The following is a 25,744-nucleotide window of genomic DNA, read 5'->3' on the forward strand; positions in this document are numbered from 1 at the left end:
GGCGACAGGGGCCGTCGCTCACTTCGCGCTCCGCACGGTACCGCCCTTCGACGTCATGGACGGAGCGCCTGCGCGGACACTCAGCCGATGTCGACCGGCGGCTCGTCGACGGTGGCCAGGCGGGTGATCTCCTGTTCGGACAGGACGCCGGCGTAGACCCGCAGGTCGTCGAGCTGGCCGGGGAACTGGTTGCCCCACTGGGCGTTGTCGTGGCGGCGGCCGCGGCCGACCATCATCGGACCCGCCGGCTGGAAGGTGTTCGGCACGAACACGCCCTCCTCGGCCCCCTCGCGCTGGCCGGTGACGTACAGGCGGGCCGACTGGTTCGCCGAGTCGAACACGCCCACGACGTGGATCCAGCCACCGGGCGGGTTCATCTCGTCCGACGTCGTGATGCTCTTGCCCGTGGTCAGCGCGTCCTGGCCGAACACCCCGAAGTTCCAGTCACCGATGTCCTGGCCCGCCTCCTGCCGGTACCACAGGCGCAGCGAGTCGACCTGGGTGCCGGGGAAGGAGAACACGGTGGGGGAGTGGGCGATGCTCGTGTCCTCCAGCTTCGAGCCGGTGGCCAGGTTCACCCAGCCGGCGACCGTGTAGCTGCCGGAGGCGTCCAGCATCGCCGGCGCCGTCGCGTGGCCGTTCAGCTCCGCGTCCAGCTGCAGTACGTTGCCGTGCGCGGGGTCGTCGGTCGCGGTGAGGGCGGCGCCGGGCTGGAGGCTGAGATGGTTGCCCCGGCCCGTGGCGTCCGCGGCGACCGTGCCGGAGGTCTCGTCCATCGACCAGTGGGCCAGCAGTTCCGCCTCCGGCTGTCCCGTCTCCGGGTTCTCCATGTTGGTCAGCGGCGCCAGTTCGTCCGGGAAGACCACCCGGTTGTAGACCTGCACCTGGTCGATGGCCCCGTCGAACTGGTTGCGCCCCCAGCGGCCGATCTCGAAGGCGCCGTTCGCGGCCCACGGGGTGGTGAAGGCGGTCTCCGCCTCCAGCTTGCCGTTGACGTAGAGCCGGATCTTCTGCGCCTGCTGGTCGTACACGCCCGTCAGATGGGTCCAGGCGCCGAGGACCGGTGGCCGGCTGCCGACCGCCCGCACGATGGTGGTGTCGGCCTCCAGCGCGTCCGCGGCGTACCGGTTGAAGATCCAGCGGTCATAACCCGACGAGTAGTACAGCTGGAAGCCCCCGACGGTGGTGCCCCGTTGCGTCGCCACCGTGGCCTGGGTCCTGCTGGACAGCCGGACCCAGGCCGTGACCGCGAAACTCCCCGTGGTGTCCACGACCTTGCCGCCGGTCGTGGCCGAGGCGGAGGAGCTGGTGCTGCGGAACGCGGCACCGCTGCGGCCGTCCGCGTCCCACGACGCCGGACTCAGCGCCAGCGGGTGCGCGGGCCCCTGGGCGTTGGCCGCCGTGGTGCCGTCGGCCTCGTCGAACTTCCACACCGCGACCGGTGGCGCGGGCCTGGCGACGTTGAAGAGGTAGTCCCGTGAGGTTCCGGGGTTGCCGGCGGCGTCGTACGTCTGCACCCGCAGCGTGTTCGAACCCCGCTTGTCCGGGGTGACGGAGACCGTGTGGGTGGCCGTGTTCGCCGCGTAGGTCTTGTCCTGGATCCGGACGCCGTTCAGCCAGGTGACGTAGCGGCGGACGTCGGAGGCGTTCGCCGTGATCGTGAACTGTCCGGTACGGCCCACGCCGCCGTTCTCCGGGGAGCCGGAGCAGGTGGTGGCGGCGCACTCGGGATACACGCCGTTCACCGACGTCACGCCCGGCTGGGGCGGTCCCGAGGAGTCCACCTTGAAGTAGCAGCCGCTCGACCAGGGCCCGTACAGGTAACCGGTGCTGCCGCCGTAGGTGTACCGGTACTCGGTGCGGGCGTAGAAGCGGTACGTCTGCCCGTTGACCAGGGTCGGCGTCACCGTGCCCGCGGTGCCGCTGGCGGTCCAGGCGGACGGCTTCAGTGTCGTCGGGGTGGTGCTGCTGCCGGCGTAGAGGTCGAAGTTGGGGCGCAGGACGGCGTTGCCGCCGTCGGCCGAGACCGGAGTGGCCGTCAGGGTCGGCGTGGTGTCGCGGATGTACGCAGGACTCGACGAGGAGGAGCAGGCCACGTTGGGGTCCGACATCTTCACCGTGGACGGTTTCGTGCCGGGCGGCGTCACGTAGGTGATGGACAGCGTGGGCTTGCGCGTGCTGGTGCTGGCGTCGTCCTTGGGCGACATGAACTGCTTCCAGGCGATGGGGTCGCCCTCGTCCGCGCGCAGGCCGAGTGTCGTGTGGGTGTCCTTCGCCTTGGCCGTGTAGGCCACCGCAGCGGTGGCGTCGAACTCGACGTTGGCGTCCCGGCACGCGTCGGAGTACCCGTTGGCCGCGGACACCGTGTCGACCTTCGCCTTCCAGTCGGGCGGGGAACCCCAGTCGGTCGACGAGTAGATCTTGCCGGTACGCCACAGCTCGACGTTCTTCTTCGTGCAGTTCGCGGACCAGATCTCGTAGGCCGAGAACTGCGCGTGCAGGATCTTCTTGCCGGCCACCGAACGGGTGTCGAACTGGAAGAGCGACCGGACCTTCTTGTTGTCGACGTACGCGTCGTACCCCACGCCCAGGGCGTGGCTGGTGTTCCAGAACGAGGTGCTCGGCGAGTTCGACCACAGCGACGTCCAGCCCACGAGGGAGCCCCGGACCGTCGGCGGGTCGATGACCACCGGGTAGGAGGTCCTGCCGTTGTCCAGGAAGGACCGGTCCGGCACCACCGTGACCGCGTCGTCGGTCGCCGTCACCTCGGCCACCGCGGTACGCGACCCCGCCTCCGGGCTGACCGCGTCGACGGGATCCGTCCCTCCGGCCGCGCCGGGGGCCGCGGCCTCGGCCGCCGTGGTGGTACGCGAGAGGGCGGCTGTGGCCGACGGCTTCGAGCGGGCGGCGTCGGCGGCGGGGCCGGCGTCCCACATGAGCGGCGCGCTCCCCGTGAAGACCGCGTGCCCGCCGCCGTCGACGTAGGACACGCTGCGACCGGCCGTCCGCACGCCCAGGCCACGCGCTCGCACGGGATAGCGGATGGACCGCAGGGCCGGGTTCGCCGCCGCCTTGGGCGTGTGCACGACGAGGTTCTGGGTGAAACCGTCCGGTTGTGCCTGTACGACGAGGTCGACGTCGGGCAGGACGTCCTTGTAGACCGCGTGGGAGCCGTCGAGCACGGGCGCCGGCAGGTCCCACGGGGCGAACACCTCGTAGGTGTGGCCGTCCCGCAGGAACCGGACGAGCGGCCGGCCGCGGCCTCCGCCCGAGAGGGTCAGGTCCTGTGCGGCCTTCGGCCTCACCTGCCCGTCGGGCCGCCGCTCCAGCGTCGTGTCGACCGCCGTCCAGCGCTTGTCCCGCAGGACGCGCTGGGGCACCGCGGACAGCTCGGCCGTGAACGTCCCGTCGGTGTTGGCGAAGACCTGACTGGTCTCCGTGGTGAGTGGCGGGACCTCGACGCGCCGGCCCGTCCTCGCGGCCTCCTCGGACGCCGTCTGCTCCGCGGTCTTCGCCGGCTGCCGGTCGTCCGACCAGAAGTCCAGCCCCCTCGCCGCCCCGTCGGCCGCCGCGCCACCGGCCGGCCGGGTCCTCTCGGCACCTCCACCGTCCGCGGCGAGCGCGGGAGTCCCCGCGAGCGGCGGCAGCAGGCCGCCCATCGCCGCGGCCGCCAGAGCGACGCCGAGTATGCGTGATGCCGGGCGCCTGCGGCGTCTACCGGCCCTCGTGTTCATGATGGGCAACCCCTACCTGGTGCGAACAAGATCAGCGCCCGCAAGGTAAAGATCAGGTGAGTGGCTTGTCCAGAACGTGAAGGGCGGCCATAAAGGGGGAAGGCGTCTCAACCAGGTCAATGCGCGCTGTGATTAATGCCTCCCGGCCCGCACACACCTGGCGTGCGGCTCAGGGCACCACCACGATCTTCCTCCCCACCCCCGCCGCGAACTGCTCCAGTGCCTGCGGGTAGCGCTCCAGCGGGATGCGGTCGCTGATGAAGACGTCCGGATCGAGGACGCCGTTCGCGAACAGCTCCGCCGCGCGCTCGTAGCTGTGCAGGACGGCCATCGAGCCGGTGATGGTGATCTCCTGGTTGTAGATGCGGTACGGGTCGATCTGCACCCGCGTCGCGTAGTCCGCCACGCCGAACTGGAGGAACGTGCCGGCCTTGGCGACCCGTTCCAGACCGTCCTGGATGGCGGCCGCGTTGCCCGTCGCGTCGATGACGAGGTCCCAGCCCTGGGGGCGGTCCAGCTCGTCCGGCGTCGCGGCCGACGCCGAGACGCCGAGGCCGCGGGCCGTTTCCAGACGGGCCGGGTTGAGGTCCACCACGTCCACGCTCGCCGCGCCGGTCCGCTTGGCCAGCTCCAGCATCATCAGGCCCATCGTGCCCGAGCCGTAGATCAGGACGTGGGCGCCGAGGCGGGACCGCAGGACGTCGTAGCCGCGGACCGCGCAGGACAGGGGCTCGATCAGGGCCGCGTCCTCGGTGCGGACGTGCTCGGGGAGCTTCACGCAGTTCGCCACGGGTGCCACCGCGTACCGGGCGGCCCCGCCCGCCGTCGTCACGCCGATGGCCGCCCAGCGTTCGCAGAGGTTGTTGTGGCCGGTGCGGCAGTAGCGGCACTCGTAGCAGTACAGGGACGGATCGACCGCGACCCGGTCGCCGACCGACACCTCGGTGACCCGGGTGCCGACGCCGACCACCGCGCCGGCGAACTCGTGGCCCGGAGTGATCGGCAGCTTCGGCGCGAACTCGCCCTGAAGGATGTGCAGGTCGGTGCCGCACAGGCCGCAGGCCGCGACCTCGACGACGACCTCGCGCGGCCCTGGCGTAGGATCCGGGACCTCGCTGACGACGGCGCGGCCCACGGACTCGATGACGGCGGCCTTCATTTCACGGCTCCCAACGACAGGCCCTGGACCAGTTTGTCCTGGGCGGCGAACCCCGCGGCGAGCACCGGCAGGGAGATGACGAGCGACGCGGCGCACACCTTCGCCAGGAACAGGCCCTGGCTGGTGATGAAGCCGGTCAGGAAGACGGGGGCGGTCTCGGCGACCACGCCCGTCAGCACCCGGGCGAAGAGCAGTTCGTTCCAGCTGAAGATGAAGCAGATGAGGGACGTCGCGGCGATGCCCGGCAGGGCGATGGGGGCGACGACGCGCGCCAGGATCGTCGGCAGGCGCGCGCCGTCCACCCGGGCCGCCTCGATGATCGCGACCGGGACCTCGGCCAGGAAGGACTGCATCATCCACACCGCGATCGGCAGGTTCATGGAGGTGTGGAGGATGACGAGCAGCCAGATGTTGTCCAGCATGCCGGTGTTCTTGGCGAACAGGTAGATAGGGAGCAGGCCCGCGACGACCGGCAGCATCTTGGTGGACAGGAAGAAGAACAGGACGTCCGTCCACTTCCTCACCGGGCGGATGGAGAGGGCGTAGGCGGCGGGGAGGGCCAGGACCAGGACGAACAGGGTCGACGCGACCGACGCCACCGCCGAGTTGATCAGGGCGGGCCAGGGACTCGCGCCGCCGCCCGCGCCGAAGAACTCGCGGTAGCCGTCCAAGGTCAGCGAGGCGGCGAAGGACGGCGGGTTGGTGGCCGCGTCCTCCTCCGAGTGGAAGGAGGTCAGGGCCATCCACGCGAGGGGCAGGAAGAACACGATCCCGGCCAGCCAGGCGGCCAGGCCCAGGCCGGCGCCGCCCCTGCGGCGGACGGGCGCTTTCCGGGTGCGTACGGCGGCGGGTCGTACGGCGGTGGTGCTCATGCGCGGGACACCTCCTCGCGGAACAGGGACGACACCACGCGCAGCGCGAAGGTGGCGATGACGATCGAGCCGATGACGACCAGGACGCCCGCGGCCGAGGCGAGGCCGTTCTCGTGGGCCTGGTAGAAGCTCTGGTAGACGGTGTAGGGCAGGTTGGCCGTGCCCAGGCCGCCGGACGTGAGGGTGAAGACCGCGTCGAAGTTCTGGACGATGTAGATCGAGCCGAGCAGGGCGCCCAGTTCGAGGTAGCGGCGCAGGTGGGGGAGGGTGAGGTGGACGAAGATCTGCCAGTCGCCCGCGCCGTCCACCCGGGCGGCCTCGATCTGCTGCTGGTCCCGGCTCTGCAGTCCGGCCAGCAGGATGAGCATCATGAACGGCGTCCACTGCCACACCAGCGAGGCCTCGACGGCGAGCAGCGGGGTGTTCGAGATCCAGTCCGGCTGCGGGCCGCCGACGTAGTGCAACAGACCGTTGAGCAGGCCGTATTCGGGGTTGTACAGGACGTGTTTCCACAGCAGGGCCGCCGCCACGGGGACGACCAGGAACGGTGCGATCAGCAGGGTGCGGACCACGCCCCGGCCCTTGAAGCGGCGGTCGAGGAGCAGGGCGAGGGCCAGGCCGAGGACCAGGCTGGCGAGGACCACCGCCACGGTGAGCAGGATCGTCGTCCACACCGACTTGCGCAGGTCCGGGTCGGTGAGGACGTCGCCGTAGTTGGCGAGACCGGTGAAGCGGCGGGCGTCCGGGTAGAGGGAGTTCCAGTCGAAGAGGGAGATCACCAGGGTGGCCACGAAGGGCAGCTGGGTGACCGCGATCATGAAGATCAGGGCGGGGAGCAGCGGGGCCCGGGTGGCCCAGGCCTTCAGCCGGGAGGACGGCGGGCGGACGGTGGTGCGGACGTGGTCGGGTGCGGCCGCGGGGGCCGAGGCGGTGGTGGTCATCGGCCCTCGTACTCCTCTGCGATCTCCTCGGCGAGCTGTTGGGACTTCCTCAGGGCCGACTCGACGGACTGGCGGCCGGCGATGGCCGCGCTGATCTCCTGGGAGACCTTGGTGCCGAGGTCGGTGAACTCGGGGATGCCGACGAACTGGATGCCGGGCGCGGGGCGCGGCTGCACGCCCGGGTCGTTCGGCTTCGCGCCCTCGATGGCCTCCCGGGTCATCTCCTGGAAGGCGGCGGCCTCCTGGACGTAGTCCGGGTTCTCGTACGTCGAGGCGCGCTTGCCGGCCGGGACGTTCGACCAGCCGATCTCCTCGCCGACGAGCCGCTCGTACTCCTTGCCCGACGCCCAGGAGATGAACTCCCAGGCCTTGTCGTGATTGCGGGACGCCTTCTGGATGCCCCAGGCCCAGGTGTAGAGCCAGCCGGAGGAGCCGGTCTTCTCGACGGGCGCCGGCGCGTAGCCGATCTTCCCCTTGACCGGGGACTTGGCCGATTCCAGGGAGCCCGCCGCCGAGGTGGCGTCGTACCACATGGCGACCTTGCCCTGGGTGAGGTTGTTGAGGCACTCGGCGAAGCCGGACTGGGCGGCGCCGGACTCGCCGTGCTCGCGGACCAGGCCGACGTAGAACTTCGTCGCCTTCTTCCACTCGGGGGAGTCGAGCCGGGCCCGCCAGTCCTTGTCGAACCAGGTGCCGCCGAAGGTGTTGACGACCGTGGTCAGCGGGGCCATCAGCTCGCCCCAGCCGGGCAGTCCGCGCAGGCAGATGCCCTTCATGCCGGGCTCGGCGCCGTCCAGTTCGGCGGCGAGGTCCGCCACCTGGGTCCAGGTGGGGTGGGCGGGCATCGTCAGGCCCTTGGCGGCGAAGAGGTCCTTGCGGTACATGAGGAAGGACGACTCGCCGTAGAAGGGCTGGCCGTAGAGCTTGTGGTCGTCGCCGGTGAGGGACTCGCGCATCGGGCCGAGGATGTCCTTCTCGTCGTACGCCGGGTCCTTCGCGACGTAGGAGTCCATCGGCTGCAGCCACTCGTTGCGGGCGTAGATGGGGATCTCGTAGTTGGAGAGGGTGGCGACGTCGTACTGGCCGGCCTGGTTGGCGAAGTCCTGGCTGATCTTGTCGCGGACGTCGTTCTCCGGCAGGACGGTGAAGTTCACCTTGACGCCGGTCTCTTTCGTGAAGTGGGCGGCGGTGAGTTTCTGCAGCTCGGTCATCTGCGGGTTGTTGACCATCAGGACGTTGATGGAGTCGCCGCCCGACCCGGCTCCGCCCGCTCCGACCCAGCAGCCGGAGAGCAGCGGGGCGAGCAGCGTCCCTGCGGCGGCCGTGGCGAGCAGGGCCCGCGGCCTCCGTCGGCTCTGGGTTCGCATGGATCGCTCCTGAACATAGGTGACATATGGGGCGATGGCGGGCATGGGGGTGCCCTCGGGGGGACGCGGGCCGGGTCCTCAGACGCGGATGACCTGCGGTCCGAGCAGCGAGTAGCGGTGGGCCTCGGCCGTGGGCAGGAGGGTGCTGGTGACGATGGCCTCCAGCGTGCCGATCTCCGCGAAGCGGCAGAAGCTGACGGCGCCGAACTTGGTGTGCGTGCCGGCGAACACGGTGCGGCGGGCGGCGCGGACGGCCTGCGCCTTGACCTCGCTGACCGCCGGGTCGGGCGTGGTCAGGCCGTGCTCGCGGGAGATGCCGTTGGCGCCGATGTAGGCGAGGTCGATGACGAAGCCGGCGAGCATCTTCGTCGTCCAGTGGTCGACGGTGGCGAGCGTGCCGGGGCGGACCCGGCCGCCGAGCAGCAGGACGGAGGTGTCGCCGGCCTCGGCCAGGGCGCCCGCGACGGGCAGGGACGCGGTGACGACGGTCAGCGGCCGGTCCCGGGGGAGGGCCTCGGCGATGAGCTGCGGGGTGAAGCCCTCGTCGACGAAGACCGTCTCGGCGTCGCCGAGGAGGTCGGCGGCGGCGGAGGCGATCCTGCGCTTCTCGGGGACGTGGCTGGTGGCGCGGAAGGCGAGCGTGGTCTCGAAGCCGGCGCTCTCCACGGGATAGGCGCCGCCGTGGGTGCGGCGCACCAGGCCGTGGTCCTCCAGGGCGCGCAGGTCACGCCGTACGGTCTCCTTGGCCACGCCCAGTTCGGCCGCGAGCGCGGCGACGTCGACCGAGCCGGTGGCGCGGGCGACCCGCACGATCTCGCGCTGCCGTTCCTCCGCCGTCCTCGCGCCCATGCCGAACACCCGCCTCGCCGCCTCGTCGCCGCGTCCTTGCCCGTTCGGGCCCGCTGTGGCCCTGGGTGAAGTTGTACAGCGGCTCCGCGGCACTGACCAGGCTTGTTGCGGGCCCGATGCTGCCCGCTTGTGCCCGCTTCGGGCACCCGGTGCCCGTCGCGGACCTGGGGGGCAGTGGTGTACGGGGTGGGAACGGGCAGCGCGGACGCCCGCATACGGGGGCGGGCGGGCCCGTTCGGTGCCCGCCCGCCCGTCGTGGCGTCGTGTTCCGGTCAGTACGGCCAGATCGGGGGATCGGTCACGAAGTGGCCGCCGAGGCACGCGTGCGCGGGGTTCTCCGGGTCGAGGTCTCCCTGTTCGGCGACGAGCTTGGCGGCGTACGGCTCGGAGTCGTCCTGCGGTGCGTAGCCGAGCGCCCGGGCGGAGGTGAGGTCCCACCACAGCCGGGTGTTGGCGGAGGAGCCGTGGACGACGGTGTGGCCCACGTTCTCGGCGGTGAGGGCGGCGTGGAAGAGGCGGGCGCCGTCGGCGGGGCTCATCCACACCGAGAGCATGCGCACGCTGGTCGGCTCGGGGAAGCAGGAGCCGATGCGGACGGAGACGGTCTCCAGGCCGTGCTTGTCCCAGTAGAGCTGGGCGAGGTCCTCGCCGAAGCACTTGGACAGGCCGTAGAAGGTGTCCGGGCGGCGCGGGGTGTCGACCGGGATGAGGGGGTCGTCGCCCCGCGGGCGCGGGGTGTAGCCGACGGCGTGGTTGGAGGAGGCGAACACGATGCGCCCGACGCCCTCCTCGCGGGCGGCCTCGTACAGGTGGTACGTGCCCTCGATGTTGGCCTTGAGGATCTTCTCGAACGGGGCTTCCAGGGAGATGCCCGCGAGGTGGATGATCGCGTCGACGCCCCGGACCGCCTCGCGGACGGCGTCCCGGTCGGCGAGGTCGGCGACGATCGCGTCCGGTTCGCCCTCGACGGGGCGCAGGTCGAGCAGGCGCAGCTCGTAGCCGTAGCCGGGGAGCAGGTCCCGCATCAGGGTGCCGAGGCCGCCGGCGGCGCCGGTGAGCAGAACGGTGCGGGGAGCGGGCATCCTCGGGGTCTCCTGGAGTCTCCTCGAATCGGCCGCCGTACGCATGGGCGCACGGCGTTCATATACGCGGACACGCTAAGGAGGGGAGGTGTGGCCCGTCAAGTATGGGGGCGGGGCGGTGTGGAACGGAAGACTCCGCTGGTGCGTCGCCCGTGGGTGTGCTTGACCGGCCTCCGGACGGCGGCTTAGCGTGGGTGTGTTCAGAAATGTAGACGCCGATCATAGATATGGAATGGGGAGCGTTCGTGACCTCAGCACCTCTCGCCGCCCGGCTCACCGTCCCCAGCGGACCGCTGTTCTTCCCCGTCACGGCGTACGGTCCCGGCGGCGAGGTCGACCTCGACGTCTACCGCGCCCATGTGCGCCGCGGCATCGGGGCCGGAGCCGCCGCCGTGTTCGCCTGCTGCGGCACCGGGGAGTTCCACGCGCTCACGCCCGAGGAGTTCCAGGACTGCGTGCGGGCGGCCGTGGAGGAGAGCGCCGGGCGGGTGCCCGTCGTCGCCGGCGCGGGCTACGGCACCGCGCTCGCCGTGCGCTACGCCCGCCTCGCCGAGGAGGCCGGGGCCGACGGACTGCTCGCCATGCCGCCGTACCTGGTCGTCGCCGGGCAGGAGGGGCTGCTGCGGCACTACCGGGAGGTGGCGGCCGCGACCTCCCTGCCCGTGATCGTCTACCAGCGGGACAACGCCGTGTTCACCCCGGACAGCGTGGCCGGACTGGCCCGCACGGACGGCGTCATCGGCCTCAAGGACGGGCTCGGCGACCTCGACCTGATGCAGCGCATCGTCAGCGCCGTCCGCACGGAGGTCCCCGGCGGCGACTTCCTCTACTTCAACGGGCTGCCGACCGCCGAGCAGACCCAGCTCGCCTACCGCGCCCTCGGCATCACCCTCTACTCGTCCGCCGTGTTCTGCTTCGCGCCCGAGATCGCCCTCGCCTTCCACCGGGCGCTCCGCACGGGCGACGAGGCCACCGCGCACCGCCTGCTGGACGGCTTCTACCGGCCGTTCGTCGAACTGCGCGCCCAGGGCCGCGGATACGCCGTCGCCCTGGTCAAGGCGGGCGTACGGCTGCGCGGGCTGGACGTGGGGGAGGTGCGGGCGCCGCTGCACGAGCCGAGCGAGGACCATGTGAAGCAGCTCGCCCAGCTGATCGAGCAGGGCCTGGCGCTGCTCGACGGCGACGGCGAGGGCGCGGACGGGAACGAGGGGGAGGGCAAGTGAAGACGTCGGCGTTCGTCTACCCGTGGGACGTCAACGGCGACCCCCGGGCGGCCGGGTCCGTCGCGGACCTCGGCGTGGAACAGGTGACGCTCGCCGCCGCCTACCACTCCACCCGCGCCCTCACCCCCCGCCACCCGCGCCACCGCGTCGTCACCGCCGAGTACGCCGCCGTCCTCTACCCGCCGGACGCCGCCCGCTGGGCCGGCCGTGAGCTCCGCCCGTACGAGGCCGGCGACTGGGCGCCCGGCGACGCCTGGGGCGAGGCCGCCGCCGCCCTCGCGGACGCGGGCCTGGAGGTGCACACCTGGGTCGTCCTCGCCCACAACTCCCGCCTCGGCGCCGAGCAGCCGCACACCTCGGTCGTCAACGCCTACGGCGACCGCTACCCCTGGGCGCCCTGCATCGCGCAGCCCGCCACACGCGCGTACCTCACCGGCCTGGCCGCCGAGGCGGCGGTGCGGCCCGGGGCGCGCGGCACCGAACTGGAGTCCCTCGGCTGGTACGGACTGGCGCACCTGCACGCCCACGACAAGACCGGCGGGGTGGTGCTGGGCGACGCCGGCCAGTACCTGATGTCGCTGTGCTTCTGCCCGGACTGCCGGGCGGGATACGGCACACGGGGGCTCGACCCCGACGGACTGGCCGCCGCCGTACGGGCCGCGCTGGAGCCGGTGTGGCGGGGGGCCGCACCCTCGGACGGGGGCTGGGCGGGCGTGGAGAAGCTGCTCGGCGAGACGCCGGCGAACGCCACGCGCGCGTGGCGGGACGACACGGCGCGCACCCTCCAGGAGGCGGCGGTCGCGGCCGTCCGCTCCGCCGCGCCCGACGGCTTCCAGGTGCTGCTGCACGCCGACCCGGTATCGTACCACTGCGGCGCCAACGCCGGCGTCGACCCCGCGCACATCCTGTCCGTCGCGGACGGCGTCGTCGTGCCCTGCACGGGCGGCGCGGGCCTGCTGACCCCCTTCGCCGAGCAGCGCCGCACCGGGGCGGTCCTCGCCGCCAACCTCACCGTGGTCTCCGGCATGGGCGGCAGCCCCGCCACCCTCGCCGCCGACGCGGCACGCGCGCGGGAGCTGGGCGCGACGGAACTGCGGCTGTACCACGCCGGACTGGCGTCGGACGGTGACCTGGACGCGGTGCGCTCGGCACTCGCGGCGAGGTGAGCGGGGACGCCCTCTCACGCGTGCGGCCGACCCGGTGCGTCAGGGGCGGGCGAGGCGGTGCCTCCGGCGTCCGCCGGGCGCCGGGCGAGCGACACCGCCACGGCCGGCGGCACGGCACCCGTGCCGTCAGGCCCGGCACCGCGGGTCCGAGGCACGGGGGCCGGCATCGGGCAGGTGCCCCGGGAACGGGGTCCGCGGCCGATGAGTTCCGCGGCCGTGCCCGGTCTGTCCTGGAAGACGGACCGGCCACGCGTCACCGAGGAGCAGCTGATGACCCAGGACACTCCCGCCACCGCCCCCACTCCCACGCTCGACCTCGGACCGCAGGCGCGGATCGTGGCGCGCCTCGCGGAGGGTGTGAGCGACGCGCACCTCGCGGACGCGACGCCGTGCCCGGACCTGGCCGTCCGCAACCTGCTCGGCCATCTGGCCGGCCTCGCCGTCGCCTTCCGGGACGCCGCGCGCAAGGACCTGGGCCCCACCACCGACACCAGCCCCGACGCGAGCGTGCCGGACATCGGCCCCGGCTGGCGCGAGGAGCTGCCCAAGGCGCTCGACGAACTCGCCGACGCCTGGCGGGCCCCCGAGGCCTGGACCGGCACGACCCGGGCCGGCGGCGTCGACCTGCCCGGCGCGGTCGCCGGTGCGGTGGCGGCCGACGAGCTGGTGATCCACGCCTGGGACCTGGCCCGTGCCACCGGCCAGGAGTACACGCCCGACCCGGCCGCGCTCCAGGTCTCGCACGGCTTCCTCGCCGCCTGTGCCGAGGAGTCCGGCGGGAACGGCGGCATCTTCGGCCCCGTCGTCCCCGTCCCGGCCGACGCCCCGCTGCTGGACCGGACGGTGGGCCTCAGCGGCCGCGACCCGGGCTGGACCCGCCCGGCGGCAGCGCGACCCGCACGGTAGGCCGCGGAGGGGTGGGCCGTGCGAGACCGGGCCGTGTGAGGCAGGGCCGTGTGAGGCAGAGCCGTGCAAGACCGGGCCGTGCGAGACCGGGCCGTGTGAGGCAGGGACGCGCGCGGTGCGGTCCGCGCCGGCCGGGGCGTACGGCGCGGGCCGCGCGTGCCGGGGCGGGCGCACTCTCGGGGACACGGCGTAGGGGCGGCCGCGCAGTGCCGTGCCGCGGCCCTCCGGGCCCGTACCGCAGGGGCCGAGCCGCGCCGCCGTCCCCCGCCGTCCGCCGCACCCCCCGCGCGGTCCGCCCCCGCGCGGCCCGCCCCCGCGCCGCACCCCCCCCCGCGCGGCCCGCCCCCGCGCGGCCGCACACCGGCCGGCGTCCGCGGGCACGGCGGAGCCCCTTACGCTCCGCGCATGACGTTCTCCCTCACCGTCCTCGGTACCGCCTCCCCGCACCCCGGCCCAGGCCGCCCCTGCTCCGGTCATCTGCTGCGCGGCGAGGGCGCCGAGGTGTGGGTGGACGCCGGGCCCGGTACGTTCGCGGAGTTGCAGCGGCACACCGATCCGGCGCGGCTGAGCGCGATCTGGATCTCCCACCTCCACGCGGACCACACCGCCGACCTGCTGTCCGCGCTGTACGCCTTCGCCTTCGGGGGCATGACGCCGCCCGCCCCCGTGCCCGTCCACGCCCCGCAGGGCTGTGCCGAGCGCCTGGCCGGCTTCCTCGGGCGCCCGGACACCGCCTTCCTCGACACCGTCCTCGACTTCAGGCCCCTGCATGACGGTCACACCGCCGTCCACGGCGGCCTGCGCCTCACCGCCCGCGCCGTCCGGCACGACGTCGAGGCGTACGGGCTGCGGGCCGAGTGCGCCGGCCGGGTCCTCGCCTACTCGGGGGACAGTGGACCGTGCGCCGCGCTCACCGGCCTCGCCCGCGACGCCGACCTCTTCCTGTGCGAGGCCGACATCGACGCGCATCGCGAAGGCGAACAGGTGCACCTGACGCCCGAGGACGCCGGGAACACCGCCCGCGAGGCCGGCGCCCGGCGCCTGCTCGTCACCCACGTCGGGCCCACGCTCACCCCCGGCACGGCGACCGCACGGGCCGCCGCGGTCTTCGGCGGGCCGACCGCCACCGCGCGCGAAGGGCTCAGCACGCTCGTATGAGCGGCACCTGAACTTTCTTCGTCAGAAGCATTGACGCGACCCGGCACCCCTCCTACCTTCAACGCGTCGTACTCCGTACGTCATATATGAGACGCGATATGTGAGATCCGAGAGGCGCGCATGACCTCTGTGCCCACGCCGATCCCCTCCCGCACGCAGTACGTGCTGGAGGAGATCAAACGCCGCATCCTGACCGGACGCCTGACGCCCGGTCAGGCCCTGGTCGAGACCGACCTCGCCGCGCAGTTCGGGGTGTCCAAGACACCGGTGCGCGAGGCGCTCAAGACCCTGGCCGGCACCGGACTGGTCGTGATGAGCCAGTACAAGGGCGCCACCGTGCGCATGGTGGACGCGGACATGGCGCGCGAGGTCTACGACGTGCGGCTGCTCCTGGAGCCCGAGGCCCTCAGACGCGCGGTCCGCAGGGGCGCCTCCCTGGCGGACGCCCGCGACGCGCTGACCCGCGCCGACCAGGCCACGGACACGGCCGAACGGTCGCTCGCCAACCGCGAGTTCCACCGCGCCCTGTACGTGCCGTGCGGCAACCCGCTGCTCGGCCGGATGCTCGACGAGGTCCGCGACCAGGCGGCCCTCGTCTCGGCCGTCGCCTGGGCCGCCGATCCCTCCTGGGACCGGGAGGCGGGCGAGCACCAGGAGATCCTGCGCCTCGCCCTCGCGGGCGACGCGGACGGCGCGGCGAGCGCCCTCCACGCCCATATCGCGTCGTTCGTCGAACGGGCCTTCCCGCACGCGGGTCCCGAGGCCCAGGAAGAGGTCGGTCAGGCATGACAACGACGTTCGAGACCCAGCGGGCGGCCCTGGCCGACGTGGTGGCGATCCCGGTGACCCCGTTCGCCGAGGACGGCTCCGTCGACCGGGCCACCTACCGGGCCCTGCTGCGTCGTCTCCTCGACGCCGGCATCACGACCCTCACCCCCAACGGCAACACCGGCGAGTTCTACGCCCTCTCCCCGGCCGAGCGCCGCCTCGTCACCGAGCTGACGGCCGAGGAGGCCGGCGACCGGGCGGCCATCCTGGTCGGCGTCGGCCACGACGTGCCGACCGCGGTGGCCTCCGCGCGGCACGCCCGTGAGCTGGGCGCCCAGATGGTGATGGTCCACCAGCCCGTCCACCCCTACGTCTCCCAGGCCGGCTGGGTCGACTACCACCGCGCGATCGCCGAGGCCGTGCCCGAGCTGGGCGTCGTGCCCTACCTGCGCAACCCCCAGCTCCCCGGCTCCCGCCTCGCCGAACTCGCCGACCACTGCCCCAACGTCATCGGCGTCAAGTACGCCGTGCCGGACGCGGCCCGGTTCGCCGCCTTCGCCCGCGACGCCGGCCTGGAGCGCTTCGTGTGGGTGGCGGGGCTCGCCGAGCCGTACGCCCCCTCCTACTTCTCCGCGGGCGCCACCGGCTTCACCTCGGGCCTGGTGAACGTCGCCCCGGCCGTCTCGCTGAACATGATCGAAGCGCTTCGGTCCGGCGACTACCCGGCCGCCATGAAGGTCTGGGAGCAGATCCGCCGCTTCGAGGAACTGCGCGCCGCCAACGGCTCCGCCAACAACGTCACCGTCGTCAAGGAGGCCCTCGCCTCCCTCGGACTGTGCCGCCGCGAGGTCCGCCCGCCCAGCAAGCCGCTGCCGGAGGACGAGCGCGCCGAGGTCGCCGCCATCGCCGCGGGGTGGGCGATATGAACGCCCCCCGCAAGCGCCCGGAGGAGCTCCGCAGCCACCAGTGGTACGGCACCGACGGCCTGCGCTCCTTCAGCCACCGCGCCCGCACCCGCCAGCTCGGCTACCTGCCCGAGGAGCACCTCGGCAAGCCGGTCATCGCGATCCTCAACACCTGGTCCGACATCAACCCCTGCCACGTCCACCTCCGCGACCGCGCCCAGGCCGTGAAGCGGGGCGTGTGGCAGGCGGGCGGCTTCCCGCTGGAGTTCCCGGTCTCCACGCTCAGCGAGACCTTCCAGAAGCCGACCCCGATGCTCTACCGCAACCTGCTCGCGATGGAGACCGAGGAGCTGCTGCGCTCCTACCCGGTCGACGGCGCCGTCCTGATGGGCGGCTGCGACAAGTCCACGCCCGCCCTGCTCATGGGCGCCGCCAGCGTCGACCTGCCGGCGGTCTTCGTGCCCGCCGGTCCCATGCTCCCCGGGCACTGGCGCGGCGAGACCCTCGGCTCCGGCACCGACATGTGGAAGTACTGGGACGACAAGCGGGCCGGCCTCATCGGCGACTGCGAGATGCAGGAACTGGAGAGCGGCCTGGCCCGCTCGCCCGGCCACTGCATGACCATGGGCACCGCCTCCACGCTGACCGCCGCCGCCGAGGCCCTCGGCGTCACCGTCCCGGGCGCCTCCAGCATCCCGGCCGTCGACTCCGGGCACGACCGGATGGCCGCCGCGGCCGGACTGCGCATCGTCGAACTGGTCCACCGGGACCGGAAGCTGAGCGACATCCTCACCGCCGACGCCTTCCAGGACGCCGTCACCACGGTCCTCGGCCTCGGCGGCTCCACCAACGCGGTGATCCACCTGATCGCCATGGCGGGCCGTGCCGGGGTCACCCTCACCCTGGACGACTTCGACCGCATCGCCCGCACGGTCCCCGTACTGGCCAACGTCCGCCCCGGCGGACAGAAGTACCTGATGGAGGACTTCCACTTCGCGGGCGGCCTGCCCGGGTTCCTCTCCCGCATCCCCGACCTGCTCCACCTGGACCGGCCCACCGTCTCGTACGACACCCTGCGCGAACAGATCGCCGGTGCGCAGGTGCACGACGACGACGTCATCCGGCCCCGGCACAACCCGGTCGCGAGCGAGGGCGGGGTCGCCGTCCTGCGCGGCAACCTCTGCCCGGACGGCGCCGTCATCAAGCACATCGCCGCCGAACCGCATCTGCTCAAGCACACCGGTCCCGCGGTCGTCTTCGACGACTACCGGACCATGCAGCGCACCATCAACGACCCCTCCCTGGGCATCACCGCCGACAGCGTGCTGGTCCTGCGCAACGCCGGACCCAAGGGCGGGCCGGGCATGCCCGAGTACGGCATGCTGCCCATCCCCGACCACCTGCTCAAGCAGGGCGTGCGCGACATGGTGCGGATCTCCGACGCCCGGATGAGCGGCACGAGTTACGGCGCGTGCGTGCTGCACGTGGCACCCGAGTCGTACGTCGGCGGACCGCTCGCCCTGGTGCGCACCGGCGACCCGATCACCCTCGACGTCGAGGCGCGCACCCTCCACCTGGGCGTGGACGACGAGGAACTGGAACGCCGCAGGGCCGCGTGGACGCCACCGCCCGCCCGCTACGAACGCGGCTACGGCGCGCTCTACAACGAACAGATCACCCAGGCCGACACCGGCTGCGACTTCGAGTTCCTGGCCCGCCCGGGCACGGTGCGGGACCCCTACGCCGGCTGAGCCCGCGGCAGCGGGACACCGCACACCCACGCACCCGGAGAAAGCGCTTCCCGCGCCGCACGCGCGCACCGCACCCGCACCCGCACCACCCACGCACGACGTACCAGAACGGAGAACTGTCATGGCCCAAGCCGCAGCCGTGGCGAAACCGCCCGCGCCACCGAGGCGGCGCCGTGCCTCCGCCACGCCGCGCAGGCTCCCGTACCTGCTGATCGGTCCGGCCGCCCTGCTGATGCTGGGCTTCATCGCCTACCCGGTCATCAGCGTCTTCTACTACAGCCTGCAGAACTACAACCCCACCAAGCCGTGGCGCAACGGCTTCGCGGGCCTCGACAACTTCACCAAGATCTTCACCGACGACCCGCAGTTCTGGGACACCCTCGTCTTCAGCGCCCAGTGGGTCTTCGTCGAGGTCGGACTGCAGCTGCTCTTCGGCCTGGCGCTGGCGCTCATCGTCAACCAGACCTTCGTGGGCCGGGGGATCGGGCGCGCCCTGGTCTTCTCCCCGTGGGCCGTCTCGGGCGTGCTGACGTCCGCGATCTGGGTGCTGCTCTACAACTCCCAGACCGGCATCACCCGTTACCTCGCCGACATGGGCATCGGCTCGTACGGCACCAGCTGGCTGTCGGACACCTCGACCGTGTTCTCCGCGGCGGTGGTCGCCGACCTGTGGCGCGGCGTCCCCTTCTTCGCGATCCTCATCCTCGCCGACCTCCAGTCCGTCTCCAAGGACCTGTACGAGGCCGCCGAGGTCGACGGGGCCAGTCGGTTCAAGCAGTTCTGGCACATCACGCTGCCCCACCTGAAGGACGCCATCATCCTGTCCACCCTGCTGCGCGCGGTGTGGGAGTTCAACAACGTCGACCTGCTCTACACCCTGACCGGCGGCGGACCCGCGGGCGAGACCACGACCCTGCCCCTGTACATCGCCCACACCAGCGTCGACGCGCACAACTTCGGCTACGCGTCGGCCCTCACCACGGTCGCGTTCGTGATCCTGCTCTTCTGCTCGATCGTCTACCTGCGGCTGAGCAAGTTCGGAGGCGAGAACAAGTGATCACCAAGGAGGCCCCCGCGCCCGCCCCCGCGCCCGTGCGCTCCGGCCACGAACCGGCGCGGCCGGCGAAGCAGCGCCCCGCCTGGGACGAGGTCCCCCGCTGGCAGATCTACCTGCCGCTCGGCATCTACCTGATCTTCACCCTGGTCCCGTTCTACTGGATCCTGCTCTTCGCGCTCCGCCCGGCCGGCTCGACCTCGCTCGTGCCCTGGCCCGTCACCTTCGAGCACTTCGAGAAGGTGTGGACCGACCGCGCCTTCGGCACCTTCTTCCAGAACAGCGTGCTGGTCGGCCTCGCCACCCTGGTCATGACGACGCTCGTCGCCCTGGCCGGCGGCTACGCCCTCGCCCGGTTCGACTTCAAGGTCAAGCGGGGCTTCATGCTCGCCCTGCTCTGCTCCCAGTTCGTGCCCGGCGCACTGCTGCTGGTCCCGCTGTTCGAGATCTTCGCCGAACTGCAGATGATCAACTCGCTCGGCAGCGTCATCATCGCCGAGACGGTCTTCCAGCTGCCGCTGTCGATGATCCTCATCAGCAACTTCATCAAGAACGTGCCGTACTCCCTGGAGGAGGCCGCCTGGGTCGACGGCTGCGGACGGTTCCGGGCCTTCCGGATCGTCGTGCTGCCGCTGCTGCGCCCCGGCCTGATCGCCGTCGGCTCCTTCGCCTTCGTGCACTCCTGGAACCACTTCCTGTTCGCCCTGATGTTCCTCAACGACCAGGGCAAGCAGACCATCCCGGTCGGCCTCAACACCCTGATGAGCGCGGACAGCGTCGACCTCGGCGCGCTCGCCGCCGGCGGCATCATCGCGGCCGTCCCGGTCGTGCTCGTCTTCGCCTTCATCCAGAAGTGGCTGATCACCGGCTTCAGCGCGGGGGCGGTGAAGGGATGAGACTGCGACACGCGGCCGTAGCCGCCGGACTCCTGACCCTGCTCTGCGTCCCCGCCCACGCCGACGGCGCCCGGGACGTCAGCCGCGACACCCTCGCCCCGGACGACGGCTGGGCGGCGGCGGAGGGCGGCACCACCGGAGGCGCCGCCGCCGACGGCGCCCACGTCTTCACCGTCACCGACCGGGCCGGACTCGTCCGCGCCCTCGACGGCGGCAGCGACACCCCGAAGATCATCCGGATCGCCGGGACCATCGACGCCAACACCGACGACGACGGCCGCCGCCTGGACTGCGCCGACTACGCGACCGACGGCTACAACCTGAAGAAGTACCTGGCGGCCTACGACCCCCGCACCTGGGGAGCGGCCAGGCCCAGCGGACCGCAGGAGGAGGCCCGCAAGGCCTCCGCCGCCCGGCAGGCCGAACGCGTCGTGCTGCCCGTCGGCTCGAACACCACCCTCGTCGGCCTCGGCGACGACGCCGTCCTCAAGGGCGCGAGCCTCCAGGTCAAGGACGCGGACAACGTCATCGTCCGCAACCTCGAACTGCGCGACGCCTACGACTGCTTCCCCGTCTGGCAGCCCAACACCGGCGGCCTCGGCGACTGGAAGACGGCGTACGACAACCTCTGGCTGAACGGCGCCACCCACGTCTGGGTCGACCACGTCACCATCAGCGACAAGGGCCACCCGGACGAGAAGGAGCCCACCTACTTCGGCCGCAACTACCTGCGCCACGACGGCCTGCTGGACATCACGAACGGCTCCGACCTGGTCACCGTCTCCTGGAGCCGGTTCGCCGACCACGACAAGGCGATGCTCATCGGCAACGGCGACACCGTCGCCGGCGACCGCGGCAGGCTCCGGGTCACCCTGCACCACAACGAGTTCGAGTCCGTCGCCCAGCGCGCCCCGCGCGTCCGCTTCGGCCAGGTGCACCTCTACAACAACCGGTACGTCGTCGACGAGAGGGACGCCGACTACCGCTACTCCGTCGGCGTCTCCACCGAGTCCCGCATCTACGCGGAGAACAACGCCTTCACCACGCCCGGCCACGTCGAGGCCGCCGACCTGGTCAAGAGCTGGAACGGCAGCGCCCTGCACACCAGCGGCAACCTCTTCAACGGCTACCCGGTGGACCTGCTCGCCATCCACAACGCCTACAACTCGGGCAGCGAACGCGACCTGACCGCCGACGTCGGCTGGACGCCCGTCCTGCACGGACCGGTCGACAGCGCCGCCGCGGCCGACCGGGCGGTGGCGCGGGGCGCGGGTGCGGGGAGGCTGCGATGAACGCGCCGCTGCCCGTCGTCCTCGCCGGCGCCCGCGGTCACGGCCGCTGGCACGTCGCCAACATCCGCCGCCTGGAGCGGGCGGGTCTGGTCCGCCTGGCCGGCATCTGCGAGCTGTCCCCGCTGACCGAGGAGGAGGCCGGCGGGGAACTCCCGGAACAGTCCGCCGACTTCGGCGCCCTGCTGGACTCCACCGGCGCCCGGATCGCCGTGATCTGCACGCCCATCCCCACCCACACCGACCTCGCGCTGACCGCCGCCCGCCGGGGTGTGCACCTGCTGCTGGAGAAGCCCCCGGCGCCGTCGTACGCCGAGTTCCGGCGCATGGCCGACGGGATCGCCGAGGCCGGCGTCGCCTGCCAGATCGGGTTCCAGTCGCTGGGCTCGCACGCCGTGCCCGCCATCCGCGCGCTGATCGCCGAGGGCGCGATCGGCGAGGTGACGGGCGTCGGCGGGGCCGGGGCCTGGGTGCGCGACGAGGCCTACTTCCGCCGGGCGCCCTGGGCGGGCCGGCGGCGCCTGGACGGCGCCGACGTGATCGACGGCGCGCTGACCAACCCCCTCGCGCACGCCGTCGCCACCGCCCTCGCGCTGGACGGCGCCGTCCGCGCCGAGGACGTCGCCGGCATCGAGACCGAGCTGAGCCACGCCAACGACATCGAGGCCGACGACACCTCCTGCGTGCGGATCACCACCGCACGCGGCCACCGCGTCACCGTCGCCGCGACCCTGTGCGCGGAGCGGGCCGGCGAGCCGTACGTCCTCGTGCACGGCAGCAGCGGCCGGATCACCTTCTGGTACAAGCAGGACCGCGTCCTGCTCCAGCGCGCCGGCCACGGCCCCGAGGAGTACGACCACGGCCGCACCGACCTGCTGGAGAACCTGGTCGCCCACCTCACCACCGGCGCCGCCCTCCTGGTCCCGCCGGACGGGACCGGCGCGTTCATGAAGGTCGTCGAGGCGATCCGCCGGGCCCCCGACCCGGAGCCGCTGCCCGACGCCGCCTGGCACAGCGTCCCCGGCGAGAGCCGCCGCGTGGTCCCCGGCATCGACGGACTCGTGGCCGCCGCCGCCGACACCCTCTCCCTGTACTCCGAGCTCGGCGCCCCCTGGGCGCCCCGCACGGAGCAGCCGCTGAAAGAGGTGAGCACCCGATGACCGGCACCGACTCCCCGGTACTGCGCGTGGCGGGCCGCCCCGTCGGCCGGTACGTCGTCCGGCCCGAACTGCCCGCCCGCCTCTCCCCGCGCCCCTACCTGCACCCCGTCACCACCCTGGCCGGCACCGTCGTCACCGAGTTCAGCCCCGCCGACCACCTCCATCACCTCGGCGTCGGTGTCGCCGTTCCCGACGTCGAGGGCCACAACTTCTGGGGCGGGCGCACCTACGTCCGCGACCGGGGGCCGACCGAGCTCGACAACCACGGCGCCCAGCGGCACACCGCCTTCCAGCTCCGCGACCCCGACGGCTTCGTCGAGGAGCTGCGCTGGGTCGCCGCCGGCACCGAGCTGCTGCGCGAGCGCCGCACCGTCGCGGCCACCGGACTCACGGACACCGCCTGGGCGCTGGACTTCACCTTCTCCCTCACCAACGTCACCCCGGGCCCCGTCACCATCGGCAGCCCCGCCACCAACGGGCGCCCCGGCGCGGCCTACGGCGGCTTCTTCTGGCGGGCCCGCAAGGAGAGCGGGGCCCCGCACGTCTTCACCGCAGGCCGCGAGGGCGAGAAGGACGTCCACGGCACCACCGCCGACTGGCTCGCCCTCACCGGCGACACCTGGTCGCTGGTGTTCGCCGGGGCCACCGAGGAGACCCGGCGCGACCCGTGGTTCGTGCGCACCGGGGAGTACCCGGGCGTCGGCTCCTCCCTCGCCCACGACGAGCGCCTCGCGCTCGCTCCCGGCGACACCCTCGTCCGCCGGATCGTCACCGTGGTCGCCGACGGCCGTCTCGACGCCGACGACGCCGCGACCCTCGTACGGAAGGCGGTGAGCCCGTGATCCCCGAGACCGCGGACACCTACACCAACCCGGTCCTGAACGCCGACTGGTCCGACCCGGACGTCGTCCGCGTCGGCGACGACTTCTACCTGACCGCCTCCAGCTTCGGCCGCGCCCCCGGCCTGCCGCTGCTGCACTCCCGGGACCTGGTCAACTGGACCCTGATCGGACACGCCCTGGAGCGACTGGAACCGGCGGACGCCTTCGCCGAGCCCCGGCACGACTGCGGCGTCTGGGCCCCCTCCCTGCGCCACCACGCCGACCGCTTCTGGATCTTCTGGGGCGACCCCGACCAGGGCGTCTTCCAGGTCAACGCCCCCGAGATCCGGGGCCCGTGGACCGAGCCGCACCTGGTGAAGCCCGGCAAGGGCCTGATCGACGCCTGCCCCCTGTGGGACGAGGAGACCGGCGAGGCCTACCTGGTGCACGCCTGGGCCCGCTCCCGCTCCGGCATCAAGAACCGCCTCACCGGCCACCGCATGCGCCCGGACGGCACCGGGCTCCTCGACGAGGGCAAGGTGATCGTCGACGGCGACCACATCCCCGGCTGGTTCACCCTGGAGGGCCCCAAGCTCTACCGGCACGACGGCTGGTTCTGGATCCTGGCGCCCGCCGGGGGAGTGGAGACCGGCTGGCAGGGCGCCTTCCGCTCCCGCGACTTCTTCGGACCGTACGAGGAGAGGGTCGTCCTGGAGCAGAAGGACACCGACGTCAACGGCCCCCACCAGGGCGGCTGGGTGCGCACCGCGGCCGGCGAGGACTGGTTCCTGCACTTCCAGCAGCGCGGCGCCTACGGCAGGGTGGTCCACCTCCAGCCGATGACCTGGGGCACGGACGGCTGGCCCGTGCTCGGCGACGACGGCGCCCCGGTGACCGTCCACCGCCGCCCCGCGCTGCCGCCGCAGCCGCCCGCCGCGCCCGCGACCGACGACGACTTCCCCGGCGGACGGTACGGACGCCAGTGGTCGTGGACGGCCAACCCGGACGAGGGCTGGGCCACCCGGCACTCCGGGGACGGACTCCGGCTCGCCTGCGTCCGCACGGCCGACGCGGACGACCTGCGCAAGCTGCCGAACGTCCTCACACAGCGGCTGCCCGGCCTGCCGTCGGTGGTCGAGGTGGAGCTGCGCCTGGACAGCACGGCGCCGGGCGCCCGGGCCGGGCTCGCGGTGCTCGGCGACGCCTACCGCTGGATCGGGCTCCAGCGGGGCGTGGACGGGGCGGTGCACCTGGTGCACCGGTTCGCCGAGTCGGTGGCGCAGGCCGAGCGGGACGCCGACCATCCCCGCGTCGCACCCGAGGGACGGGTACGGCTGCGGATCGAGACGGCGCCCGGGGCACGCTGCCGCTTCTCCTACGACCTCGGCGACGGTCCCCGGCCCACCGGCCAGGTCTTCGCCGCCACCCCCTGGCGCTGGGTCGGAGCCCTGCTCGGCCTGTTCGCGCTCGCGCCCGCCGGCCAGGGAGCCGCCGGCGCCGCCGAGTTCACGCGCTTCCGGATCACCCCCCAGTAACAGACCTCATTCGTACGCCTGTTGGGAGCCGCAATGACGCACCCCTCGAGCAAGCGCTTGCCGGGAGTCGGCAGAACCCTCGCCGCCGTCCTGGGCCTGGCCACCGCCCTCACCCTCGGGACGGCCGGACAGACGCAGGCCGCCGCCCCGCCCCAGGAGCGGGCGGCGGGCAACCCGCACCTGAGCGACCGGCCCCACGGCTTCGCCTCCCTCGCCGGCGGCACCACCGGCGGCGCGGGCGGCCGGGTCGTCACCGTCACCGACCAGGCCGGGCTGGCCCGGTACGCGGCGGCGGAGGAGCCGTACGTCATCCGGGTGGCGGGCACCATCGCCGTCGAGCCGTTCGGCGAGGCCATCGTCGTCGGCTCGGACAAGACGATCGTCGGCGTCGGCGACACCGGCGAGATCGTCCACGGCGAGCTGCACCTGAACCCCGGCACCCACAACGTGATCATCCGCAACCTGACGATCCGCGACTCGGCGGTCCCCGGCAACTGGGACTGCAAGGACACCGACTTCGACGGCGTCCAGATGGACACCGTCCACCACGTGTGGGTCGACCACAACCGCTTCTCGAACATCTGCGACGGTCAGCTGGACGTCCGCAAGGACAGCGAGTACGTGACCGTGTCGTACAACCGGTTCGAGAACAACAACAAGACGTTTGGACTGGGCTGGACGAAGAACGTCAGGACGCAGATCACCATCGACCACAACTGGTTCTCGAACACCAAGCAGCGCAACCCCTCCGTGGACAACGCCGCCTACGCGCACCTCTACAACAACTACCTGACGGCGCAGGCCGATCCGGGCGACCCCGTGTGGACGTACGGGAACTGGTCGCGCGGCGCCACGAAGATGGTCATCGAGAACAGCTACTACCAGGACGTCCAGCACCCCTACCAGGCCGACGCCACCGCGGAGCTGGTGCAGCGCGGATCGATCCTGCGCAACACGACGGGCCGCCACGACGAGTGGGGCACCGCCTTCGAACCGCGTGACTTCTACGCCTACCGGCTCGACCCGGCGGCGGCCGTGCCCGCGCTGCTGAAGCGCTTCTCGGGACCGCAGAAGCAGATCGGCACCCACTGAGCCGCCCGTGGCACCA

The 25,744-nt window shown here is 72.5% G+C and carries 20 protein-coding genes and 1 pseudogene; 14 read left to right on the forward strand and 7 right to left on the reverse strand.

The genetic code is table 11. The annotated features are described in order from the left end of the window. Window positions 1-80: 80 nt before the first annotated feature. The 7 genes from ACIRFH_RS16040 to ACIRFH_RS16070 all read right to left on the reverse strand — a co-directional run bounded on the left by ACIRFH_RS16040 (window position 81) and on the right by ACIRFH_RS16070 (window position 10,004). Entirely contained in the window at window positions 81-3,659 is a 3,579-nt protein-coding gene (locus ACIRFH_RS16040) for a LamG domain-containing protein (protein WP_403520876.1), read from the reverse strand. Between the two features lie 244 nt (window positions 3,660-3,903). Next, on the reverse strand, window positions 3,904-4,893 hold the full coding sequence (locus ACIRFH_RS16045) for a zinc-dependent alcohol dehydrogenase family protein (protein WP_403520879.1): 990 nt from the start codon (window positions 4,891-4,893) through the stop codon (window positions 3,904-3,906). Next, complete coding sequence (locus ACIRFH_RS16050; RefSeq protein ID WP_403520881.1) at window positions 4,890-5,765, reverse strand: carbohydrate ABC transporter permease; 876 nt, start codon at window positions 5,763-5,765, stop codon at window positions 4,890-4,892. The genes ACIRFH_RS16045 and ACIRFH_RS16050 overlap by 4 nt, the downstream gene beginning before the upstream one ends. Continuing rightward, a complete protein-coding gene (locus ACIRFH_RS16055; RefSeq protein ID WP_403520883.1) occupies window positions 5,762-6,706 on the reverse strand; it encodes a carbohydrate ABC transporter permease in 945 nt (314 codons plus the stop codon). The genes ACIRFH_RS16050 and ACIRFH_RS16055 overlap by 4 nt, the downstream gene beginning before the upstream one ends. Next, complete coding sequence (locus tag ACIRFH_RS16060) at window positions 6,703-8,073, reverse strand: ABC transporter substrate-binding protein (RefSeq protein ID WP_403520885.1); 1,371 nt, start codon at window positions 8,071-8,073, stop codon at window positions 6,703-6,705. Before ACIRFH_RS16060 ends, ACIRFH_RS16055 begins: the two co-directional genes overlap by 4 nt. Before the next feature lie 78 nt (window positions 8,074-8,151). Further along, window positions 8,152-8,922: a DeoR/GlpR family DNA-binding transcription regulator gene (locus ACIRFH_RS16065; RefSeq protein ID WP_403520887.1), complete on the reverse strand. Its 771-nt coding sequence runs from the start codon at window positions 8,920-8,922 to the stop codon at window positions 8,152-8,154. Window positions 8,923-9,194: 272 nt separating this feature from the next. After that, complete coding sequence (locus ACIRFH_RS16070) at window positions 9,195-10,004, reverse strand: NAD-dependent epimerase/dehydratase family protein (protein WP_403520889.1); 810 nt, start codon at window positions 10,002-10,004, stop codon at window positions 9,195-9,197. 245 nt (window positions 10,005-10,249) lie between these two features. On the opposite strand from ACIRFH_RS16070, the gene ACIRFH_RS16075 reads away from it, so the two are divergent. From ACIRFH_RS16075 to ACIRFH_RS16140, 14 genes and pseudogenes are all read left to right on the forward strand, one after another. Then, the gene (locus tag ACIRFH_RS16075) at window positions 10,250-11,227 is read left to right on the forward strand and encodes a 5-dehydro-4-deoxyglucarate dehydratase (RefSeq protein WP_403520891.1); all 978 of its coding nucleotides are present in this window, start codon (window positions 10,250-10,252) and stop codon (window positions 11,225-11,227) included. After that, window positions 11,224-12,393: a hypothetical protein gene (locus ACIRFH_RS16080; RefSeq protein ID WP_403520893.1), complete on the forward strand. Its 1,170-nt coding sequence runs from the start codon at window positions 11,224-11,226 to the stop codon at window positions 12,391-12,393. The genes ACIRFH_RS16075 and ACIRFH_RS16080 overlap by 4 nt, the downstream gene beginning before the upstream one ends. A 270-nt stretch (window positions 12,394-12,663) precedes the next feature. After that, window positions 12,664-13,299 carry a TIGR03086 family metal-binding protein gene (locus ACIRFH_RS16085; RefSeq protein WP_403521110.1) on the forward strand — a complete coding sequence of 212 codons (636 nt, stop codon included), beginning with the start codon at window positions 12,664-12,666 and terminating at the stop codon, window positions 13,297-13,299. Window positions 13,300-13,704: 405 nt separating this feature from the next. After that, window positions 13,705-14,457, forward strand: a complete 753-nt coding sequence (locus ACIRFH_RS16090) for an MBL fold metallo-hydrolase (protein WP_403520895.1) — start codon at window positions 13,705-13,707, stop codon at window positions 14,455-14,457. A 120-nt stretch (window positions 14,458-14,577) separates the two neighbouring features. Then, the gene (locus ACIRFH_RS16095; RefSeq protein WP_403520897.1) at window positions 14,578-15,246 is read left to right on the forward strand and encodes a GntR family transcriptional regulator; all 669 of its coding nucleotides are present in this window, start codon (window positions 14,578-14,580) and stop codon (window positions 15,244-15,246) included. Next, entirely contained in the window at window positions 15,243-16,151 is a 909-nt protein-coding gene (locus ACIRFH_RS16100; protein ID WP_403520899.1) for a dihydrodipicolinate synthase family protein, read from the forward strand. The genes ACIRFH_RS16095 and ACIRFH_RS16100 overlap by 4 nt, the downstream gene beginning before the upstream one ends. Next, window positions 16,148-17,881 (forward strand): L-arabinonate dehydratase, encoded by a 1,734-nt coding sequence (araD, locus tag ACIRFH_RS16105; protein ID WP_403520901.1) that lies wholly within the window; start codon window positions 16,148-16,150, stop codon window positions 17,879-17,881. The genes ACIRFH_RS16100 and araD overlap by 4 nt, the downstream gene beginning before the upstream one ends. 121 nt (window positions 17,882-18,002) lie before the next feature. Then, entirely contained in the window at window positions 18,003-18,938 is a 936-nt protein-coding gene (locus tag ACIRFH_RS16110) for a carbohydrate ABC transporter permease (RefSeq protein WP_403520903.1), read from the forward strand. Continuing rightward, window positions 18,935-19,831, forward strand: a complete 897-nt coding sequence (locus tag ACIRFH_RS16115; RefSeq protein ID WP_403520905.1) for a carbohydrate ABC transporter permease — start codon at window positions 18,935-18,937, stop codon at window positions 19,829-19,831. The genes ACIRFH_RS16110 and ACIRFH_RS16115 overlap by 4 nt, the downstream gene beginning before the upstream one ends. After that, window positions 19,828-21,123: a polysaccharide lyase family 1 protein gene (locus tag ACIRFH_RS16120; RefSeq protein WP_403520907.1), complete on the forward strand. Its 1,296-nt coding sequence runs from the start codon at window positions 19,828-19,830 to the stop codon at window positions 21,121-21,123. Before ACIRFH_RS16115 ends, ACIRFH_RS16120 begins: the two co-directional genes overlap by 4 nt. Beyond that, window positions 21,120-22,280 carry a Gfo/Idh/MocA family protein gene (locus tag ACIRFH_RS16125; protein ID WP_403520909.1) on the forward strand — a complete coding sequence of 387 codons (1,161 nt, stop codon included), beginning with the start codon at window positions 21,120-21,122 and terminating at the stop codon, window positions 22,278-22,280. The genes ACIRFH_RS16120 and ACIRFH_RS16125 overlap by 4 nt, the downstream gene beginning before the upstream one ends. Beyond that, window positions 22,277-23,122: a PmoA family protein gene (locus ACIRFH_RS16130; protein ID WP_403520911.1), complete on the forward strand. Its 846-nt coding sequence runs from the start codon at window positions 22,277-22,279 to the stop codon at window positions 23,120-23,122. Before ACIRFH_RS16125 ends, ACIRFH_RS16130 begins: the two co-directional genes overlap by 4 nt. Then, complete coding sequence (locus ACIRFH_RS16135) at window positions 23,119-24,636, forward strand: family 43 glycosylhydrolase (protein WP_403520913.1); 1,518 nt, start codon at window positions 23,119-23,121, stop codon at window positions 24,634-24,636. Before ACIRFH_RS16130 ends, ACIRFH_RS16135 begins: the two co-directional genes overlap by 4 nt. Window positions 24,637-24,669: 33 nt before the next feature. Then, window positions 24,670-25,722 (forward strand): annotated as a pseudogene (locus ACIRFH_RS16140) (polysaccharide lyase family 1 protein); the annotation flags it as partial. Between the last annotated feature and the right edge of the window lie 22 nt (window positions 25,723-25,744).

The sequence above is a fragment of the Streptomyces sp. NPDC093586 genome, from assembly GCF_044764905.1.
Lineage (GTDB): Bacteria > Actinomycetota > Actinomycetes > Streptomycetales > Streptomycetaceae > Streptomyces.